Source organism: Streptomyces sp. NPDC005374 (assembly GCF_042872225.1).
In the GTDB taxonomy this organism is placed as follows: Bacteria; Actinomycetota; Actinomycetes; order Streptomycetales; family Streptomycetaceae; genus Streptomyces.
This window is the reverse complement of record NZ_JBIAKA010000004.1, coordinates 431,523-451,059: the sequence shown is the minus strand read 5'-3', so window position 1 is coordinate 451,059 and position 19,537 is coordinate 431,523. Positions and strand designations below refer to the sequence as shown.

General features: G+C 70.8%; 17 protein-coding genes. 2 read left to right on the top strand and 15 right to left on the bottom strand.

Annotation, left to right across the window (positions count from 1 at the left end):
* Nucleotides 1-167: 167 nt before the first annotated feature.
* Nucleotides 168-1,100 carry a methionyl-tRNA formyltransferase gene (gene fmt, locus ACFYRX_RS13305; RefSeq protein WP_389098936.1) on the bottom strand — a complete coding sequence of 311 codons (933 nt, stop codon included), beginning with the start codon at nt 1,098-1,100 and terminating at the stop codon, nt 168-170.
* A gap of 268 nt (nt 1,101-1,368) precedes the next feature.
* Between fmt and ACFYRX_RS13300 the strand changes: the two genes are divergently transcribed.
* Nucleotides 1,369-1,920: a hypothetical protein gene (locus tag ACFYRX_RS13300; protein ID WP_389098935.1), complete on the top strand. Its 552-nt coding sequence runs from the start codon at nt 1,369-1,371 to the stop codon at nt 1,918-1,920.
* Nucleotides 1,921-2,027: 107 nt separating this feature from the next.
* Here the strand turns inward: ACFYRX_RS13300 and ACFYRX_RS13295 are convergent, their stop codons facing one another.
* From ACFYRX_RS13295 to pyrR, 14 genes are all read right to left on the bottom strand, one after another.
* Entirely contained in the window at nt 2,028-4,184 is a 2,157-nt protein-coding gene (locus ACFYRX_RS13295) for a primosomal protein N' (protein ID WP_389098934.1), read from the bottom strand.
* A gap of 121 nt (nt 4,185-4,305) precedes the next feature.
* A complete protein-coding gene (gene metK / locus ACFYRX_RS13290; protein ID WP_389098932.1) occupies nt 4,306-5,514 on the bottom strand; it encodes a methionine adenosyltransferase in 1,209 nt (402 codons plus the stop codon).
* Nucleotides 5,515-5,762: 248 nt separating this feature from the next.
* The gene (gene coaBC / locus ACFYRX_RS13285; protein ID WP_389098930.1) at nt 5,763-6,965 is read right to left on the bottom strand and encodes a bifunctional phosphopantothenoylcysteine decarboxylase/phosphopantothenate--cysteine ligase CoaBC; all 1,203 of its coding nucleotides are present in this window, start codon (nt 6,963-6,965) and stop codon (nt 5,763-5,765) included.
* A gap of 100 nt (nt 6,966-7,065) precedes the next feature.
* Nucleotides 7,066-7,338 carry a DNA-directed RNA polymerase subunit omega gene (rpoZ, locus tag ACFYRX_RS13280; protein WP_067025681.1) on the bottom strand — a complete coding sequence of 91 codons (273 nt, stop codon included), beginning with the start codon at nt 7,336-7,338 and terminating at the stop codon, nt 7,066-7,068.
* Nucleotides 7,339-7,389: 51 nt separating this feature from the next.
* Nucleotides 7,390-7,983: a guanylate kinase gene (gene gmk, locus ACFYRX_RS13275; protein ID WP_389098928.1), complete on the bottom strand. Its 594-nt coding sequence runs from the start codon at nt 7,981-7,983 to the stop codon at nt 7,390-7,392.
* 59 nt (nt 7,984-8,042) lie between these two features.
* Entirely contained in the window at nt 8,043-8,366 is a 324-nt protein-coding gene (locus tag ACFYRX_RS13270; RefSeq protein ID WP_003977346.1) for an integration host factor, read from the bottom strand.
* 369 nt (nt 8,367-8,735) lie between these two features.
* Nucleotides 8,736-9,575 (bottom strand): orotidine-5'-phosphate decarboxylase, encoded by an 840-nt coding sequence (pyrF, locus tag ACFYRX_RS13265; RefSeq protein ID WP_389098926.1) that lies wholly within the window; start codon nt 9,573-9,575, stop codon nt 8,736-8,738.
* Nucleotides 9,572-10,678 carry a quinone-dependent dihydroorotate dehydrogenase gene (locus ACFYRX_RS13260; RefSeq protein WP_389098924.1) on the bottom strand — a complete coding sequence of 369 codons (1,107 nt, stop codon included), beginning with the start codon at nt 10,676-10,678 and terminating at the stop codon, nt 9,572-9,574. The genes pyrF and ACFYRX_RS13260 overlap by 4 nt, the downstream gene beginning before the upstream one ends.
* Nucleotides 10,679-10,732: 54 nt before the next feature.
* The gene (carB, locus tag ACFYRX_RS13255) at nt 10,733-14,041 is read right to left on the bottom strand and encodes a carbamoyl-phosphate synthase large subunit (protein ID WP_389098922.1); all 3,309 of its coding nucleotides are present in this window, start codon (nt 14,039-14,041) and stop codon (nt 10,733-10,735) included.
* Nucleotides 14,034-15,206, bottom strand: a complete 1,173-nt coding sequence (gene carA, locus ACFYRX_RS13250; protein WP_389098921.1) for a glutamine-hydrolyzing carbamoyl-phosphate synthase small subunit — start codon at nt 15,204-15,206, stop codon at nt 14,034-14,036. The genes carB and carA overlap by 8 nt, the downstream gene beginning before the upstream one ends.
* Nucleotides 15,203-15,781 (bottom strand): hypothetical protein, encoded by a 579-nt coding sequence (locus ACFYRX_RS13245; protein ID WP_389098919.1) that lies wholly within the window; start codon nt 15,779-15,781, stop codon nt 15,203-15,205. Before ACFYRX_RS13245 ends, carA begins: the two co-directional genes overlap by 4 nt.
* Entirely contained in the window at nt 15,778-17,064 is a 1,287-nt protein-coding gene (locus ACFYRX_RS13240; RefSeq protein ID WP_389098918.1) for a dihydroorotase, read from the bottom strand. The genes ACFYRX_RS13245 and ACFYRX_RS13240 overlap by 4 nt, the downstream gene beginning before the upstream one ends.
* A gap of 5 nt (nt 17,065-17,069) precedes the next feature.
* The gene (locus ACFYRX_RS13235; protein ID WP_389098916.1) at nt 17,070-18,065 is read right to left on the bottom strand and encodes an aspartate carbamoyltransferase catalytic subunit; all 996 of its coding nucleotides are present in this window, start codon (nt 18,063-18,065) and stop codon (nt 17,070-17,072) included.
* A gap of 78 nt (nt 18,066-18,143) precedes the next feature.
* Entirely contained in the window at nt 18,144-18,713 is a 570-nt protein-coding gene (gene pyrR, locus ACFYRX_RS13230; RefSeq protein ID WP_389098914.1) for a bifunctional pyr operon transcriptional regulator/uracil phosphoribosyltransferase PyrR, read from the bottom strand.
* Nucleotides 18,714-18,965: 252 nt separating this feature from the next.
* Here pyrR and bldD point away from each other — a divergent pair, with 252 nt between their 5' ends.
* Nucleotides 18,966-19,466 (top strand): transcriptional regulator BldD, encoded by a 501-nt coding sequence (gene bldD / locus ACFYRX_RS13225; RefSeq protein WP_003956405.1) that lies wholly within the window; start codon nt 18,966-18,968, stop codon nt 19,464-19,466.
* Nucleotides 19,467-19,537 lie beyond the last annotated feature (71 nt).

Genomic DNA, 19,537 nt, shown 5'->3' with positions numbered 1-19,537 from the left:
GGACGTCGTGCGTCCCGGCGGCCCCGGGCGACGCGGCGGACATCGGTCCACCCGCACTCCCGCGCCCCACGCCACGCACTCCTACGGCGCCGGGGACCGCCCGGCGCTCCGGCAGCTCTCCTGGGGACCGGCGTCACCCGCCGGCGCGCGTACCGCCCCGCCCCGCGTCACCCGCCGACGGTCTCCCCGTCCGCGATCCTGACGCCCCGCGCCCAGTCCGCGGCCTTCATCGGCTTCTTCCCCTGCGCCTGCACCCACAGCATCTCGACGCCGTACGAGCCGGTACCGACGTGGACGCTGTTCTTGCCCACGGAAAGCGCGCCCGGAGCGAGATCGGTCCGGTCGGGCGCCGGCCGGACCTGGATGAGCTTGAGCCGTTCACCGCGGAACGTCGTCCAGGCGCCGGGCGCCGGGTGGCACCCGCGCACGACCCGGTCCACCCGCAGCGCCGGGGCGGCCCAGTCGACCCGCGCGTCCTCAACGGTGATCTTCGGGGCGACGGTGATGCCCTCGGACGGCTGCGGTACGGCCTTCAGCGTGCCGTCCGCGATCCCGTCCATGGTCGCGGCGAGCAGCCCGGACCCGGCGAAGGCGAGCCGGGTCAGCAGGTCGCCGCTGGTGTCGGTGTGCCGGATCTCCTCGGTGACGGTGCCGTACACGGGCCCGGAGTCGAGCCCCTCCTCGATCAGGAAGGTGGAGGCCCCGGTGATCGCGTCGCCCGACATGATGGAGTGCTGGACGGGAGCCGCCCCGCGCCAGGCCGGGAGCAGCGAGAAGTGCAGGTTGACCCAGCCGTGGGCGGGGATGTCGAGGGCGACGCGGGGCAGGAGGGCGCCGTAGGCGACGACGGGGCAGCAGTCGGGGGCGATCTCGCGAAGCCGCTCGAGGAACTCGGGGTCACGCGGCTTGACGGGCTTCAGCACCTCGATCCCCGCCTCCTCGGCCCGCTCCGCGACGGGGCTCGCGACCAGCCTGCGCCCCCGCCCCGCCGGCGCGTCGGGCCGCGTGACGACAGCGGCGACCTCGTGCCGCCCGGAGGCGATGAGAGCGTCCAGAGCGGGAAGTGCGACCTCGGGGGTACCGGCGAAGACGAGCTTCATGGGTGGGCGGGGCCTCTCGGAGAGGGATGACGACGGGCAACGCACAAGTCTATGGCGAGGCACGGCCACCGCCCGAAAGGAACCCCCACGGGCGATGCCCGCCCACCTGGTCAAGGCGCGCACCCCCCGCCCCCGGCGCACGCATATGCCGGTACGCCCCCACTGCGTGACCAGCGGCGCGTAAACGCGTTGGTCAAGAAAGAGTTGACCACAACGGGCCGCGATGGCGGCCCCATCCTTTTTCAACGCCGGTTCGAGAGGCTTGTTCATGGCCGACCACGCAACTCACGACGCCCAGGCTCGGGCCAGCCTGCACTTGCTGGTGCGGGACATCGAGCGGGTCCGCCGGCAGGTGGACGCGCTGCGCACCCTGACCGCCCAGTTGGGCAACGTCTACCGCCCGCGCCGCTCCGGCCCCTCCACGGGCTTCGTCGTCTACGGACGCGCTCCCGCCCCCACGGTCCGTCTCGCGCAGGAACTCCGGGACAGCGTCGAGACCCTGGTGACGGCCGCGGTCGACTTCGACCGCTCGCTCGGCTTCTCGTGGGACGCGGTGGGCTCCGCCCTCGGGGTCACCAAGCAGGCGGTCCACCGCCGCTACGGCGCCCGCCGCGCGGTGGCCCCGGCGCCGGCCGAAGCCGAACTGACCACGGAGGCAGCGGCCACCCGCACGGTCAGCGTCAACACCGGCATCCCCTCGGTGCCGGCGGTCCCCACGGTCCCGGCCGCCCGCTCCATGCCGACCCAGCCCACTGCGGGCAGCCCCGTCCTCCGCGACGAAGCAAGACCCACAGCGTTCCCCGGTCCCCGCAACGGCTGACCCGTACCGCCCCTCCTCTGCCCTCCCGAGCCGCCTCCGGGAGGGCAGACGCATTTCGCGCCCTGCCGACACGCGAACGGGACTCATCGCCCACCGCCCCACACCTCTCACCCGATGTCGGGCGGATCGATCCGCACCCACACCGCCCCGTCTCCCCCGCCCCCACCCCGCGCCATCCGCGCAGCCTGCGCGGTCTTCAACGAGGCGGCCAACGCCGCTCCCCTGCCCGGCGGAACCCGCACAAGGACCCGCTCCCACCGCTCCCCGACAGGCGGCGCCCCCGCCCGCCGAGGCCCTGCGGCCACCGTGACCGGCAACGGCACAGGCCCCAACAGCTCCGCCTCCTGGGGCAGTTCCACGGCTGCCAGAAACCCCGCGAGAGCCTCCGGCGTCCCGGACACGGAGGCCATCCGCGACACCGGCGGGAACCCCAACTCGGCCCGCTCCCCCAACTCCCGCACCGCATGCCCCACGGGGTCCCACCGCACCAACGCCTGCACAGGCCGCAACGTGGGCTCGGCGACCACCACCACCGTCCCCCCGGCCTCCTGCGCCCGCACCAGCGCCGACGCCCCGATCCAACGCCGCAGCGCGTCCTCCCCCGCCCGCAGGTCGGGCCGCCCGAGCATCGCCCATCCGTCCAGCAACAGCGCCGCCGCGTACCCGCCCTCGGCGACCGGCTCCGCCCCCGGGGTGCTCACCACCAGCGCCGGTGTCCCCGGCACCGTGTCCAGCACATGCTCACGCCCCGACGTCCGCACCGGAACAGCGGGAAACGCCCGCCCCAACTCCTCTGCCGTACGCCGGGCTCCCACGACCTGTGCCCGCAGCCGGAACGCCCCGCACTCCGGACAGTGCCAGGCCTCTTCCTCCCTGCCGCACCACCCGCACCGCAGCGCCCCGGCGTCCTGCCCTTCCAACGGCCCGGCGCAGTGCCGACACCGCGCGGGTTCACGGCAGTTGGCACACGCCATCCGCGGCACATAGCCCCGCCGTGGCACCTGCACGAGCACGGGCCCGTGCCGCAGCCCCTCCCTGACGGCCTGCCAGGCGAGTGTGGGCAGCCGGGCCGCGCGGGCGGCCTCGTCCCTCGCGAGATCCTGGTCCCCCACGGTCCGCACCAACGGGGCGACGGCCCGCACCTGCTCCCGGGAAGCGACGAGCGGCCGGGCCCACCCGGTCTCCACCAACTGCGCCGCCTCGACGGTGCAGCTCCAACTCCCCAGCAGGAATGCGCACTTGTCCTGCGCGGCCCGCAACAACAACACCTCGCGCGCGTGCGGCTGCGGAGCATGCTGCTCACTGTGGCTGTCGTCGCCGTCGTCCCACAGAGCGACGAGCCCCAGATCCCGCACCGGGGCGAACATGGCCGCCCGGGTCCCCACCACGGCCCGCACGGCTCCCCGCCGCACGGCCAGCCACTCCCGATACCGCTTCTCGGGCCCGGCGTCGGCGGTCAGCACCGCATGCCGCCCCTCCCCCAGCACCGAGGTCAGCGCGGCGTCGACCCGTGCGACGGCCCGCCCGTCCGGTACGACGACCAGCGCACCACGCCCTGACGCCAGGGTCGCCGCGACGGCCCGCGCCAGGTCCTCACTCCACTGCGGCCCGGGCAGGGCGTTCCACACCGCGCGCGGCGCGCCTCCCGAGGCCAGCGCCTCCAGAAACGCGCCCCCGTGCTCGTACCGCCTCCAGGGCCCCGTCTCAGGCACCGCCGGTGGCGGCAGGGGGGCGGGCGCGGGCCGCTGTTCGGCCCGGGCACTGCGCGGCGGCACAGCTAGTTGCAGCACATCGGCGAGACTCCCCGCGTACCGGTCGGCGACGGCGCGGGCGAGCCCCAGAAGCTCCTCGCTGAGCACCGGCTCGGGCGACACGACCTGAGCGAGCGCGGCCAAGGGCCCCGAGTAGTCCGACTCGGCGAGCCGCTCGACCAGGAACCCGTCGATCAGCCCCCCGCCCTCACGCCGCCCTTCCCGCACCCGCCCGCGGCCTGCCCCGAACCGCACCCGCACCCGCACCCCGGGCTGGGCATCCGCGTCCAGCTCCTCGGGCACCGCATAGTCGAAGTACCGGTCGAGATGCAGCACTCCCTTGTCGACCAGCACCCGCGCGACCGGCAGTTCCTTGGCCAGCGCGGCTCCCCGCCACGTCCGCGGCTTGGCCTTCGGCGCCCTGGCCTTGCGCACGGTCTCCCGAATGAACGCAAGCTGCTCCGGCGCCCCGGCCTCCGCGGAACGCTCCGCCCCCTCATCCTCGCTGCTCACAGCATCATTGGTACCAGACCGCACTGACACAGGACGGGGCCGCGCCACCCTGCGGGGGCGCCGGACAAGGCCGAGGCCCGGCCCCCGTCGGGGGCCGGGCCTCGTACGGAGCAGGGGCCGCTTACAGGCCGGCGGCCTTGCGCAGCGCGTCCACGCGGTCCGTCTTCTCCCACGTGAACTCCGGCAGCTCGCGGCCGAAGTGGCCGTACGCCGCCGTCAGGGAGTAGATCGGGCGCAGCAGGTCGAGGTCGCGGATGATCGCGGCCGGACGGAGGTCGAAGACCTCGTCGATCGCCTTCTCGATCAGGTCGGCGTCGACCTTGGCGGTGCCGAAGGTCTCCACGAACAGGCCGACGGGCTCGGCCTTGCCGATCGCGTACGCGACCTGGACCTCGCAACGGGAGGCGAGACCCGCGGCGACGACGTTCTTGGCGACCCAGCGCATCGCGTACGCGGCCGAACGGTCCACCTTGGACGGGTCCTTGCCGGAGAACGCGCCGCCACCGTGGCGGGCCATGCCGCCGTAGGTGTCGATGATGATCTTCCGGCCGGTCAGACCCGCGTCGCCCATCGGGCCGCCGATCTCGAAGCGGCCGGTCGGGTTCACCAGGAGACGGTAGTTGTCCGTGTCCAGCTTGATGCCCTCGTCCAGGAGCGCCTTGAGCTCCGCCTCCACGACGAACTCGCGGATGTCGGGGGCCAGCAGGGACTCCAGGTCGATGTCCGACGCGTGCTGCGAGGAGACCACGACCGTGTCGAGGCGGACGGCCTTGTCGCCGTCGTACTCGATGGTGACCTGCGTCTTGCCGTCCGGGCGCAGGTAGGGGATGGTGCCGTTCTTGCGGACCTCGGACAGGCGCTTCGCCAGGCGGTGCGCCAGGAAGATCGGCAGCGGCATCAGGGTGGGGGTCTCGTCGGTCGCGTAACCGAACATCAGGCCCTGGTCACCGGCGCCCTGCTTGTCCAGCTCGTCCTCATCGCCCTCGACCCGCTTCTCGTAGGCCGTGTCAACGCCCTGAGCGATGTCCGGGGACTGCGCGCCGATGGACACCGAGACGCCGCAGGAGGCGCCGTCGAAGCCCTTCTTGGAGGAGTCGTAGCCGATTTCGAGGATCTTGTCGCGCACCAGCTGGGCGATCGGCGCGTAGGTCTTGGTGGTGACCTCACCGGCCACATGCACCAGACCGGTGGTGATCAGGGTCTCGACGGCGACCCGTGAGGTCGGGTCCTCCTTGAGGAGCGCGTCGAGGATGGTGTCACTGATCTGGTCAGCGATCTTGTCGGGGTGGCCCTCGGTGACGGACTCCGAGGTGAACAGGCGACGGGACACAACGCTCCCTGGGGTTGCAGCGGCTGCTGGCTGATCATTGGCGGACGGGCTCGGGAGCTGCGCCCGGCACCGTCCGAGAACACTTTATCGGTCGCGCTCGGCCACTGGCCCCCTGTCTCGCCACTCGGGAGTGCCGTGACCTGCGGCACGGGCATTGTGCACAGCTCCGAAGGGGCTTGACCAGGGGCGCCACGCCTTATCGGCAGTGCTTCGCGTGTCCTGAGGGAACCCGGAAGCGGACGAGGTGTTCAGCCGAGGCGCCGCGCCACCAGGTCCCAGACGATGTCGGCCAGGGACTCCTTCGGGCCGTACGGCACCGGGGTCTCGCTGCCGTCGGCGCCCAGCACCACGGCCTCGTTCTCCTCGGAGCCGAAGGTCTTGCGCTCGCCCACCTCGTTGACGACGAGCAGGTCGCAGCCCTTGCGCTCCAGCTTCGCACGGCCGTTGGCCAGGACGTCGTCGGTCTCGGCGGCGAAGCCGACCACCACCTGCCCGGGGCGGGCGCGCTCGGCCGCGATCTCGGCGAGGACGTCCGGATTCCGTACCAGGACGACGGGTTCGGGGTCCTGGCCGTCCTTCTTCTTGATCTTTCCGGCCGCGTACGTCTGCGGACGGAAGTCGGCGACAGCCGCCGCCATGACGACGGCGTCGGCGTCGGCCGCCGCCTTCAGGACCGCCTCGCGCAGCTGTACGGCCGTCCCCACGGGCACGACGTCCACGCCGGCCGGATCGGGCAGAGCGGTGTTCGCCGCGACGAGCGTGACCCGGGCGCCGCGCGCGGCCGCGGTGCGGGCGAGGGCGTAGCCCTGCTTGCCGGAGGAGCGGTTGCCGAGGAAACGGACCGGGTCGAGGGGCTCGCGGGTACCGCCGGCGCTGACGACGACATGCCGGCCCTCGAGGTCGGGCTCGCTGACGCCCCGGGCCAGTACCCGGCGGCAGACCTCGAAGATCTCGGCGGGGTCCGGCAGTCGCCCCTTGCCGGTGTCGACGCCGGTCAGACGGCCGACGGCAGGTTCGATCACCAGGGCACCGCGGCGGCGCAGCGTCGCCACGTTCTCCTGGGTGGCCGGGTGCTCCCACATCTCCGTGTGCATGGCGGGTGCGAAGACGACCGGACAGCGAGCCGTGAGGAGGGTGTTGGTGAGCAGGTCGTCCGCCAGGCCGTGGGCCGCCTTGGCGAGCATGTCGGCGGTGGCCGGGGCCACGACGACGAGGTCGGCGTGCTGTCCGATGCGGACGTGCGGGACCTCGTGGACGTCGTCCCACACCTCGGTCGAGACCGGCTTGCCGGAGAGAGCGGACCAGGTGGCGGCGCCGACGAAGTGCAGTGCGGAGGCGGTGGGGACGACGCGTACGTCGTGGCCGGACTCCGTCAGCCTTCTGAGCAGCTCGCAGGCCTTGTACGCGGCGATGCCTCCGCTGACACCCAGCACGACCTTCGGCTTGTCCACCGTCTCTCCCCAGCTCGGCAACGTACGGGTCCATCACACACCACAGGCCCGACAGTCGCGCTGCCGGGCCTGTGGATAAGTCAGCAAAAAGCTGAAAGTACTACTGCGCCGGGCCCTCAATGGCCTCGGACGTCAGCAGACCCGCGTTGATCTCGCGGAGGGAGATCGAGAGCGGCTTCTCGTGGACATGGGTGTCCACGAGCGGACCGACGTACTCGAGGAGGCCCTCGCCGAGCTGCGAGTAGTACGCGTTGATCTGGCGGGCCCGCTTGGCCGCGTAGATCACGAGGCTGTACTTCGAGTCGGTTGCCTCGAGGAGCTCGTCGATCGGCGGGTTGATGATGCCCTCGGGCGCGGAGATGGAAGAGGACACGCTCTACCTTCCGATGGATGGGAAAGATTCAGTGTGAACGATCGAAAACGATCACACAACGTCCATCAAGGCTAGCAGCTCGCGCGCCACGTCCTCGACGGAGGTGTTGACCAAGGTCACATCGAACTCGGGTTCAGCCGCCAGTTCGACCTTCGCCGCCTCCAGGCGGCGTTCGATCACGTCCGGCGGTTCGGTGCCACGTCCGGTGAGTCTGCGCACGAGCTCCTCCCAGGAGGGCGGAGCCAGGAACACCAGCTGGGCGTCCGTCATGGACTCACGGACCTGCCGGGCACCCTGGAGGTCGATCTCCAGGAGGACGGGTTCACCCGCCTCCAGCCGCTCCAGCACGGCCGCACGCGGCGTGCCGTAACGGTTGCCGGCGAACTCCGCCCACTCCAGCAGCTCGCCGTTGGCGATCAGCTTGTCCATCTCCTCGTCGGTGACGAAGAAGTAGTGGACGCCGTGCTTCTCGCCGGGGCGGGGCCTGCGGGTCGTCGCCGACACCGAGAGCCAGACCTCGGGGTGCTCCTTGCGCATATGCGCGACGACCGTGCTCTTGCCGACCCCTGAAGGGCCGGAGAGCACGGTCAGCCGCGGACGTACGTCCGGGGGCTCGGGGGTCGTCCCCCGGAATGTTGCAGCCATGCGGCGATTATTCCAGCAATCCCGGAGTGCCCGGGACTCCCCTCGCGGAGAGCACCGGTTCAGGAACCGGTGCTGCCGAACTCACGCTCCAGAGAAGCGATCTGGTTGGAGCCGAGGCCGCGTACACGGCGGCTTTCGGAGATGCCGAGTCGCTCCATGATCTGCTTGGCGCGGACCTTGCCCACGCCCGGCAGGGACTCCAGCAGCGCGGAGACCTTCATCTTGCCGATGACGTCGTTCTCCTGGCCCTGCTTGATGACCTCATGCAGGGAGGCGCCGGAGTGCTTGAGTCGATTCTTGACCTCGGCCCGCTCCCGGCGAGCCGCGGCGGCCTTTTCGAGCGCGGCTGCGCGCTGTTCAGGGGTAAGGGGCGGAAGAGCCACGCCTACGTCACCTCGGATGTCGAACTGTCGGATACGGACCGGTGAGGAACCTAGTGCCCCACACCTGGGGAGGTATGGGCAACACGCTCGCCCGTTCTCCCCCACTACCTGAAGGGTGTGGGGGTGCCCCCACCCGTCGGAGACTAGCGGCCAAGTCCGCCAGAGTCAGCGAGAACAGCGGAAAAGTCCTGGTCAGCCTCCGTCAGGTCGGACATTCCCGACATAATGCCCCGGATTTGAGAATGTATTCAGACTCAAGCGGGCCTCTCACCACTCGTCGGAGGACTCGAACGCGGTCATCGAACATCCGCGACGACCATCACGGACGCCGTATCCGGACCCCTGGGCGAACATCGGGTGACCTATGTCTCATCCGGTCGGCAGCGCGGACCGGATCTCCTCCGCGAACCGGTCGGCGGACGCGCGCAGCGCCCCGGCGTCGGGACCGTGCCGCAGCACTCCCCTGCTGACACTCGGGACGACATTGCGGATCGCCGCCCCGAAGACCCCGGGAAGGTCGGCCGGGGTGGCCCCCTGGGCTCCGACACCGGGCGCGAGGAGCGGGCCGTTGATGTCCAGGTCGTAGGACGACAGGTCGCCGAGCGTGGCCCCGACGACGGCGCCGAACGACCCCAGGGGCTCTTCCCCGGTGTTCTCGGCCGCCAGGTGGGCCAGCATGGTCGCGCCGACGTTCCGGCCGTCCGCGCGGACGGCGTGCTGGACCTCGCCGCCCTCGGGGTTGGAGGTCAGCGCGAGCACGAACAGGCCCGCACCGCTCTCGCGCGCCAGCGCGATCGCCGGCGAGAGCGAGCCGTAGCCGAGATACGGCGACACCGTCAGAGCGTCCGAGAACAGCGGGGAGTCCTTTCGCAGGAAGGCCTCCGCGTAGGCGGCCATGGTCGAGCCGATGTCGCCGCGCTTGGCGTCCATGAGGACCAGCGCACCGGCCGCCCTGGCCTCCTGGACAGTCGTCTCCAGCACGGCGACACCGCGCGAGCCGAAGCGCTCGAAGAACGCACTCTGGGGCTTGAAGACGGCGACGCGGTCCGACAGCGCCTCGACGACCGTGCGGCTGAACCGCTCCAGACCGGCCACGTCGTCGGCCAGGCCCCACTCGGCGAGCAGTGAGGCGTGCGGGTCGATCCCCACGCACAGCGGGCCGCGCTCGTCCATGGCACGGCGCAGGCGCGCACCGAAGGGCTCGGTCATACCGTCTTCCTCACGTCGGCGCCGACCGCGTCGGCGAGGGTGGCGTACGGGCTCGTGCGCAGGCGCGCGGCGAGGCCCTTGTGAACGGCGCGGGCCCAGAAGGGACCCTCGTAGACGAACGCGCTGTAGCCCTGGACCAGGGTGGCGCCGGCCAGGATGCGCTGCCAGGCGTCCTCGGCGTTCTCCACGCCCCCGACGCCGACCAGGGTGATCCGGTCGCCCACGCGTGCGTACAGGCGCCTCAGGACCTCCAGGGAGCGCTCCTTGAGGGGCGCCCCGGAGAGGCCGCCCGTCTCCTTCACCAGCGAGGGTCCGGATTCCAGACCGAGTCCCTCGCGCGCGATGGTCGTGTTGGTGGCGATGATGCCGTCCAGACCGAGCTCGAGGGCCAGGTCGGCGACCGCGTCGACGTCCTCGTCGGCGAGGTCCGGCGCGATCTTCACCAGGAGCGGGACATGGCGGTGCGCGACGATGCGGTCGGCTGCCTCGCGGACCGCGGTCAGGAGCGGACGCAGATGGTCGACCGCCTGGAGGTTGCGCAGGCCGGGCGTGTTCGGCGACGACACGTTCACGACCAAGTAGTCGGCGTACGGCGCGAGCCGCTCCGCGGACTTCACGTAGTCGCCGGTCGCCTCGGCTTCGGGGACGACCTTGGTCTTGCCGATGTTGACGCCCACGACGGTCCTGAAGACCGGCTCGCGGGACGCCAGACGGGCCGCCACGGTCAGCGAGCCCTCGTTGTTGAAGCCCATGCGGTTGATGAGCGCGCGGTCCTGCACGAGCCGGAACAGCCGCTTCCTGGGGTTGCCCGGCTGGGCCTCCCCCGTCACCGTGCCGATCTCGATGTGGTCGAAGCCCAGCATCGCCATGCCGTCGATCGCGATCGCGTTCTTGTCGAAGCCCGCGGCGAGCCCGAAGGGGCCGTGCATGCGCAGCCCGAGGGCCTCGGTGCGCAGTTCCTTGTGGCGGGGCGCGAGGGCGGCCGCGACGAAGGTGCGCAGCACGGGAATCCGGACGGCGAGCCGGATCCAGCGGAAGGCGAGGTGGTGGGCCTGCTCAGGGTCCATCCGTTGGAAGACCAGACGGAAGAAAAGCTTGTACATGTCGGTGTCCTCACGAAGAGGGGGACACCGTTTCCGGTGTCCCCCTCAGGGCTGCTAGTCGCGGGCCGCGGTCAGGTGTTCCGCGTGTTCCTGGAGCGAACGGACGCCCACGTCACCGTGGTTGAGGGCGTCGATGCCCTGGACGGCGGCGGCGAGCGCCTGGACCGTCGTCAGACACGGGACCGAGCGCGCCACGGCCGCCGTACGGATCTCGTAGCCGTCGAGGCGGCCACCGGTGCCGTACGGGGTGTTGACGATGAGGTCGATCTCGCCGTCGTGGATGAGCTGGACGACGGTCTTCTCGCCGTTCGGGCCGGTGCCCTCCGACTGCTTGCGCACGATCGTGGCGTTGATGCCGTTGCGCTTGAGGACCTCGGCGGTGCCGGAGGTGGCGAGCAGCTCGAAGCCGTGGGCGACCAGCTCGCGCGCCGGGAAGATCATCGAGCGCTTGTCGCGGTTGGCGACCGAGATGAACGCGCGGCCCTTGGTCGGCAGCGGACCGTAGGCGCCCGCCTGCGACTTGGCGTACGCCGTGCCGAAGACGGAGTCGATGCCCATGACCTCGCCGGTGGAGCGCATCTCCGGGCCGAGGACGGTGTCGACGCCGCGGCCGTGGATGTCGCGGAAGCGCGACCACGGCATGACGGCCTCCTTGACGGAGATCGGCGCGTCGAACGGAAGTTCCCCACCGTCGCCCTTCGCCGGGAGCAGGCCTTCCGCCCGCAGCTCGGCGACGGTCGCGCCCAGCGAGATCCGGGCGGCGGCCTTGGCGAGCGGCACCGCGGTCGCCTTCGAGGTGAAGGGGACGGTACGGGACGCGCGGGGGTTGGCTTCGAGGACGTAGAGGATGTCCCCGGCCATCGCGAACTGGATGTTGATCAGGCCACGCACACCGACACCCTTGGCGATGGCCTCGGTCGAGGCCCGCAGCCGCTTGATGTCGTGGCCGCCCAGGGTGATCGGCGGCAGTGCGCACGCCGAGTCGCCGGAGTGGATGCCGGCCTCCTCGATGTGCTCCATCACGCCGCCGAGGTACAGCTCCTGGCCGTCGTAGAGGGCGTCGACGTCGATCTCGATCGCGTCGTCCAGGAAGCGGTCGACCAGGACCGGCCGCGAGGGGCTGATCTCGGTCGACTCGGCGATGTAGGACTCCAGGCGGGTCTCGTCGTAGACGATCTCCATGCCACGGCCGCCGAGCACGTAGGAGGGCCGTACGAGGACCGGGTAGCCGATCTCGTCGGCGATGGCCTTGGCGCCGGCGAAGGTGGTGGCGGTGCCGTGCTTGGGGGCGGGAAGGCCCGCCTCGGCGAGGACCTGGCCGAAGGCCCCCCGGTCCTCGGCGGCGTGGATCGCCTCGGGCGAGGTGCCCACGACCGGCACGCCGTTGTCCTTGAGCGCCTGTGCCAGGCCCAGCGGGGTCTGCCCGCCGAGCTGCACGATCACGCCCGCGACCGGCCCGGCCAGAGTCTCCGCGTGGACGATCTCCAGCACGTCCTCCAGCGTGAGCGGCTCGAAGTACAGCCGGTCGGAGGTGTCGTAGTCGGTGGAGACGGTCTCCGGGTTGCAGTTGACCATCACCGTCTCGTACCCGGCGTCGGACAGCGCGAAGGAGGCGTGCACGCAGGAGTAGTCGAACTCGATGCCCTGGCCGATGCGGTTGGGCCCGGAGCCCAGGATGATCACCGCGGGCCTGGTCCGCGGGGCGACCTCGTTCTCCTCGTCGTAGGAGGAGTAGAAGTACGGCGTCTTCGCGGCGAACTCGGCCGCGCAGGTGTCGACGGTCTTGTACACCGGGCGCACGCCGAGCGCGTGCCGCACCTCGCGCACCACGTCCTCGCGCAGGCCGCGGATCTCGCCGAGCTGCTGGTCGGAGAAGCCGTGCCGCTTGGCCTCGGCGAGCAGCTCACGCGTCAGCTCCGGGGCCCCGGCCAGCTCGTCCGCGATCTCCTTGATCAGGAAGAGCTGGTCGACGAACCAGGGGTCGATCTTCGTGTACTCGAAGACCTCCTCCGGCGTGGCGCCCGCGCGGATGGCCTGCATGACGGCGTTGATACGGCCGTCGGTCGGCCGTACGGACTCCTCCAGGAGGGCGGTCTTGTCGCCGGGCTCGCCGACGAAGGTGAACTGGCTGCCCTTCTTCTCCAGTGAGCGCAGCGCCTTCTGGAAGGCCTCGGTGAAGTTGCGGCCGATCGCCATGGCCTCGCCGACCGACTTCATGGTGGTCGTCAACGTCGAGTCCGCCGACGGGAACTTCTCGAAGGCGAACCGGGGGGCCTTGACCACCACGTAGTCGAGCGTCGGCTCGAAGGAGGCCGGGGTCTTCTCGGTGATGTCGTTGGGGATCTCGTCCAGGGTGTAGCCGACGGCCAGCTTCGCCGCGATCTTGGCGATCGGGAAACCGGTCGCCTTGGAGGCGAGCGCCGAGGAGCGCGACACGCGCGGGTTCATCTCGATGACGATGACGCGGCCGTCGACCGGGTCGATCGCGAACTGGATGTTGCAGCCGCCGGTGTCGACGCCGACCTCGCGGATGATCGCGATACCGACGTCACGCAGCCGCTGGTACTCGCGGTCGGTGAGCGTCATCGCGGGCGCGACGGTGATGGAGTCGCCGGTGTGCACGCCCATGGGGTCGAAGTTCTCGATGGAGCAGACGACCACGACGTTGTCGTGCTTGTCGCGCATCAGCTCCAGTTCGTACTCCTTCCAGCCGAGGATGGACTCCTCCAGGAGCACCTCGGTGGTCGGCGAGAGCGTGAGGCCCTGTCCTGCGATGCGGCGCAGCTCCTCCTCGTCGTGCGCGAAGCCGGAGCCGGCGCCGCCCATGGTGAAGGAGGGGCGGACCACGACCGGGTAGCCGCCGAGCGTCTCGACGCCCTGGATGACGTCGTCCATGGAGTGGCAGATGACCGAGCGGGCGGACTCGCCGTGCCCGATCTTCTTGCGGACCTCCTCCACGACGCCCTTGAAGAGGTCGCGGTCCTCGCCCTTGTTGATGGCCTCGACGTTGGCGCCGATCAGTTCGACGCCGTACTTGTCGAGGGTGCCGGCCTCGTGCAGCGAGATCGCCGTGTTGAGGGCCGTCTGGCCGCCCAGGGTGGGCAGCAGGGCGTCGGGGCGCTCCTTGGCGATGATCTTCTCGACGAACTCCGGGGTGATCGGCTCGACGTAGGTGGCGTCGGCGATCTCCGGGTCGGTCATGATCGTCGCCGGGTTGGAGTTGACGAGGATGACGCGCAGGCCTTCGGCCTTGAGGACGCGGCACGCCTGGGTACCGGAGTAGTCGAACTCGGCGGCCTGGCCGATGACGATCGGGCCGGAGCCGATGACCAGGACGGACTGGATATCGGTGCGCTTAGGCACGCTGGCCCTCCAACAGGACGGTGTTCATCAACGAGGTGAAGCGGTCGAACAGGTAGGCGGCGTCATGCGGGCCCGCTGCCGCTTCGGGGTGGTACTGGACGGAGAAGGCCGGCTGGTCGAGCAGCTGGAGTCCCTCCACGACGTTGTCGTTCAGGCAGACGTGCGAGACCTCGACGCGTCCGAACCTGGTCTCGCTGACCTTGTCGAGCGGGGCGTCCACGGCGAAGCCGTGGTTGTGCGCGGTGACCTCGACCTTGCCGGTGGTCCGGTCCTGCACGGGCTGGTTGATGCCCCGGTGGCCGTACTTCAGCTTGTAGGTGCCGAAGCCGAGTGCGCGGCCCAGGATCTGGTTGCCGAAGCAGATGCCGAACAGCGGCGTCCCGCGCTCCAGCACCGCGGTCATGAGCGCGACCGGGCCGTCGGCGGCGGCCGGGTCGCCGGGACCGTTGGAGAAGAAGACACCGTCGGGGGCGACGGCGTAGACGTCCTCCGCGGTGGCCGTGGCCGGCAGCACATGCACCTCGATGCCGCGCTCGGCCATGCGGTGCGGGGTCATGCCCTTGATGCCGAGGTCGATCGCGGCGACGGTGAACTTCTTCTCACCGATCGCGGGGACGACGTACGTCTCCTTGGTGGCGACCTCCTCGTACAGCGAGGCGCCCTTCATGTGCGGCTGGGCCTGCACGCGCGCGACGAGCTCGGAGTCGGGGGCGATCGCCTCGCCGGAGAAGACTCCGGCGCGCATGGAGCCGCGCTCGCGCAGATGGCGGGTGAGCGCGCGGGTGTCGATGCCGCTGATGCCGACGATGCCCTGTGCGACCAGCTCGTCGTCCAGGGAGCGCTTGGCGCGCCAGTTGGACGGCACGCGCGCGGGGTCGCGCACGACGTAGCCGGAGACCCAGATACGGCGGGACTCGTCGTCCTCGTCGTTCCAGCCGGTGTTGCCGATCTGCGGGGCGGTCGCGACGACGATCTGGCGGGCGTACGACGGGTCGGTGAGGGTCTCCTGGTAGCCGGTCATGCCGGTGGAGAACACGGCCTCGCCGAAGGTCTCCCCCACAGCCCCGTAGGCACGGCCGCGGAAGATCCGGCCGTCCTCCAGGACGAGTACCGCGGGAGACACCTCTTTCCTCTGCGAGGCGTTCCCCTTCGTGGAGGTCGTCATCGTGCGCCTTCCGTTTCGGTCTTGTTGATCATGGAGTTAATGGCGTCGACCCACTCGGTGTGCTCGGCCGCGTGGTCCGAGCGGAACCCGGAGTCGATCAGCCGCTCGCCGTGGGCCCAGGTCACCAGGAGGAGCCCGCCCTCGGTGAGGACCTTCCCGGCGATGCCCTTGCCGAGGACGGCCTCGCGCAGGGCGTCGGCCGGGATGAAGAAGTCCGTCGCTCCGGGGCGTACGACGTCCAGTCCCGCGTCCGTCAGCGTGAGCTCGACCCGGCTGCGGGTGCCGAGGCCGTGGGCCACGATGCGGTCGAGCCACTGTCCCGCGGTGGTGGAACCGTGGTACCGGCCGCTCATGCCCAGTTTCGCCGGGCCCGGGTCGTCCGGCGCGGTGGGGAGCGGGGGCAGGTCGCCCTGGAGCGTGCCGCGCCACTTCCAGCCCTCGCGCATCAGCCAGTAGACGAGCGCGACGAAGAGGGCGAGGCCGACGAGCCAGCCGACGCGGGCGGCCCAGTCGGTGACCTCGGCCGACTTCCTGTCGGCGGCGAGACCGTTGGCCAGCAGGGTGAGTGATGTCACGTGAGCTTCCCGTCGACGAGCGTGGCCTTGCCCCGGAGCCACGTGTGCGTGACGCGGCCCGGCAGCTCACGCCCCTCGTACGGAGTGTTGCGGCTGCGCGAGGCGAAGCCCGCGGGGTCCACCGACCCACGGTATTCCGTGTCGACCAGCGTGAGGTTGGCGGGCTCACCAGCCGAGACGGGACGGCCGTGGCCCCCCGCCTGCCCGATCTTCGCGGGCTGGACGGACATGCGCTCGGCGACCCCGGCCCAGTCGAGGAGCCCGGTGTTCACCATGGTCTCCTGCACCACTGACAACGCGGTCTCCAGGCCGACCATGCCCATGGCGGCCGCGGCCCACTCGCAGTCCTTGTCCTCGTGCGGGTGCGGGGCGTGGTCGGTGGCGACGATGTCGATCGTGCCGTCGGCGAGCGCCTCGCGCAGGGCGAGCACGTCCCGCTCGGTGCGCAGCGGCGGGTTCACCTTGTAGACGGGGTTGTACGACCGCACCAGCTCGTCGGTGAGGAGCAGGTGGTGCGGGGTGACCTCGGCGGTGACGTCGATGCCGCGGGACTTGGCCCAGCGGACGATCTCGACGGACCCGGCGGTCGACAGGTGGCAGATGTGGACGCGGGACCCGACGTGCTCGGCGAGCAGGACGTCCCGGGCGATGATCGACTCCTCGGCCACCGCGGGCCAGCCACCGAGCCCCAGCTCGGCCGAGACGACGCCCTCGTTCATCTGGGCGCCCTCGGTCAGCCGCGGCTCCTGCGCGTGCTGGGCGACGACCCCGCCGAAGGCCTTCACGTACTCCAGCGCGCGGCGCATGATCACGGCGTCGTCGACGCACTTGCCGTCGTCGGAGAAGACGGTCACACCCGCCGCCGACTCGTGCATGGCACCCAGTTCGGCGAGCTTCTTGCCGTCCAGGCCGACGGTGACGGCCCCGATGGGCTGTACGTCGCAGTAGCCGTGCTCCTGGCCGAGCCGGTACACCTGCTCGACCACGCCGGCGGTGTCGGCGACCGGGAAGGTGTTGGCCATGGCGAACACGGCGGTGTAGCCGCCGGAGGCCGCCGCGCGGGTGCCCGTCAGCACGGTCTCGGAGTCCTCGCGACCGGGCTCACGCAGGTGGGTGTGCAGGTCGACGAGGCCCGGGAGGAGCACCTTGCCGGCCGCCTCGACGACCTCGGCGCCCTCTGCGGCGAGCCCGGTGCCGACCGCCTCGATGACGGGGCCGTCGATCAGGACGTCCTGCGGCTCGCCGCCGAGGACCTTCGCACCACGGATCAGGATCTTGCTCATGGGTCCTACTTCTCCTCGATACGGGTGTGGGAGACGGCGGGCACGTTTTTTGAATCGAACACAGCGCCACCGAGCAGCAGGTACAGAACGGCCATCCGGATGGAGACTCCGTTCGCGACCTGCTCCACGACGGTGCAGCGGTCCGAGTCGGCGACCTCGGCGGTGATCTCCATGCCGCGCACCATGGGGCCGGGGTGCATCACGATGGCGTGCTCCGGCATCCGCGCCATGCGGTCGCCGTCGAGGCCGTAGCGCCGGGAGTACTCGCGCTCGGTCGGGAAGAACGCGGCGTTCATGCGCTCGCGCTGCACCCGCAGCATCATCACGGCGTCGGACTTGGCGAGCGTGCTGTCCAGGGCGTACGACACCTCGCACGGCCAGGTCTCGACGCCGACCGGGACCAGGGTGGGCGGGGCGACGAGGGTGACCTCGGCGCCGAGGGTGTGCAGCAGGTCCACGTTGGAGCGGGCGACCCGGCTGTGCAGGACGTCGCCGACGATCGTGATGCGTTTGCCGGCGAGGTCCTGGCCGAGCCCGGCGTCCCTTCCGACGAGCCGGCGGCGCATGGTGAACGCGTCCAGCAGGGCCTGGGTCGGGTGCTGGTGGGTGCCGTCGCCGGCGTTGATGACGGCCGCGTCGATCCAGCCGGAGGTGGCGAGCCGGTAGGGGGCCCCGGAGGCGCCGTGCCGGATGACCACGGCGTCGACGCCCATGGCCTCCAGGGTCTGGGCGGTGTCCTTGAGGGACTCGCCCTTGGAGACCGAGGATCCCTTGGCGGTGAAGTTGATGACGTCCGCGGAGAGGCGCTTCTCGGCGGCTTCGAAGGAGATACGCGTACGCGTGGAGTCCTCGAAGAAGAGGTTGACGATCGTGCGGCCGCGCAGGGTCGGCAGCTTCTTGATCGGCCGGTCGGCGACCCGGGCCATCTCCTCGGCGGTGTCGAGGATCAGGACGGCGTCGTCGCGGGTGAGGTCGGCGGCCGAGATGAGATGACGCTGCATCTGTCAGGCTCCGTAAGGAAGTTCGGGAGATTACGGGCAGGCGGGGGCACGCCGGGGCGAGGCGTGCCCGTCGGCCTGCTACTGGGTCTGCTTCACGCCGAGCAGCACGGTGTCGCGACCGTCCTCCTCGGCGAGCTGGACCTTGACCGTCTCCCGCAACGACGTGGGGAGGTTCTTGCCGACGTAGTCGGCGCGGATCGGCAGTTCGCGGTGGCCTCTGTCGACGAGGACCGCGAGCTGCACCGCGCGCGGACGCCCGATGTCGTTCAGGGCGTCCAGGGCGGCGCGGATGGTGCGGCCGGAGAAGAGCACGTCGTCGACCAGGACGACCAGCCGGCCGTCGATGCCGTCACCGGGGATCTCGGTGCGGGCCAGCGCGCGCGGCGGATGCATGCGCAGGTCGTCGCGGTACATGGTGATGTCGAGCGAACCGACCGGGATCCTGCGGTCGGTGATCTCCTCGAGCTTCGCGGCGAGCCGCTGGGCGAGGAAGACGCCTCGGGTGGGGATGCCGAGGAGCACCACGTCGTCGGCGCCCTTGGCGCGTTCGACGATCTCGTGGGCGATCCGGGTCAGCACACGGGCGATGTCGGGGCCCTCGAGAACGGGCCGGGGATCGGCGGCTTGCGGGTCCTGCTGGTTGTCCATAAGAAACGGACCTCCTTCTCCGCCTCACGGGACGGACCTTAAAGGACGTCGGATTTGCGCCATCCACGGTAGCAGGCCCGGATGACGTCCCTGATCACCCCCTTGGCCCAATCGGCCACGCCTTCCACGGAAGAGTCGGTGTGGACCATTCGGCTTGACGCAGAAGAGTCACGCTGCGTAACCTCACAGTGAGTTACCAGACGCGTGGCTCGGGACCACTCAGCCGCGCCGATCCAGTGTCCGGGGAGCTATATGTCCAGCGAATACGCCAAACAGCTCGGGGCCAAGCTCCGGGCCATCCGCACCCAGCAGGGCCTTTCCCTCCACGGAGTCGAGGAGAAGTCCCAGGGACGCTGGAAGGCGGTCGTGGTCGGTTCGTACGAGCGTGGCGACCGCGCGGTGACCGTGCAGCGCCTCGCCGAGTTGGCGGATTTCTACGGGGTCCCCGTGCAGGAGCTGCTGCCCGGCACCACTCCGGGCGGGGCTGCCGAGCCGCCGCCGAAGCTGGTCCTCGACCTGGAGCGGCTGGCCCACGTGCCGGCCGAGAAGGCGGGCCCCCTCCAGCGTTACGCGGCGACGATCCAGTCCCAGCGCGGCGACTACAACGGCAAGGTGCTCTCGATCCGCCAGGACGACCTGCGTACACTCGCCGTCATCTACGACCAGTCCCCGTCGGTCCTCACCGAGCAGCTCATCAGCTGGGGTGTGCTGGACGCGGACGCGCGGCGCGCGGTGTCCCACGAGGAGAGCTGAGCCGCTCCCAGCCTCAGCAGAAACGTGCCGCCGGGGGGGGGCGGGGCAAGACCGTGGGGCCCCCCCCCGCC

Bases quoted from the DNA above. Each gene is read 5' to 3' on its own strand.
- bldD (WP_003956405.1), top strand. From the start codon at position 18,966: ATGTCCAGCGAATACGCCAAACAGCTCGGGGCCAAGCTCCGGGCCATC.
- carA (WP_389098921.1), bottom strand. From the start codon at position 15,206: ATGACGACCTCCACGAAGGGGAACGCCTCGCAGAGGAAAGAGGTGTCT.
- ACFYRX_RS13300 (WP_389098935.1), top strand. From the start codon at position 1,369: ATGGCCGACCACGCAACTCACGACGCCCAGGCTCGGGCCAGCCTGCAC.
- fmt (WP_389098936.1), bottom strand. From the start codon at position 1,100: ATGAAGCTCGTCTTCGCCGGTACCCCCGAGGTCGCACTTCCCGCTCTG.
- ACFYRX_RS13260 (WP_389098924.1), bottom strand. From the start codon at position 10,678: ATGTACAAGCTTTTCTTCCGTCTGGTCTTCCAACGGATGGACCCTGAG.
- gmk (WP_389098928.1), bottom strand. From the start codon at position 7,983: ATGGCTGCAACATTCCGGGGGACGACCCCCGAGCCCCCGGACGTACGT.
- ACFYRX_RS13240 (WP_389098918.1), bottom strand. From the start codon at position 17,064: ATGAGCAAGATCCTGATCCGTGGTGCGAAGGTCCTCGGCGGCGAGCCG.
- pyrF (WP_389098926.1), bottom strand. From the start codon at position 9,575: ATGACCGAGCCCTTCGGTGCGCGCCTGCGCCGTGCCATGGACGAGCGC.
- ACFYRX_RS13235 (WP_389098916.1), bottom strand. From the start codon at position 18,065: ATGCAGCGTCATCTCATCTCGGCCGCCGACCTCACCCGCGACGACGCC.
- pyrR (WP_389098914.1), bottom strand. From the start codon at position 18,713: ATGGACAACCAGCAGGACCCGCAAGCCGCCGATCCCCGGCCCGTTCTC.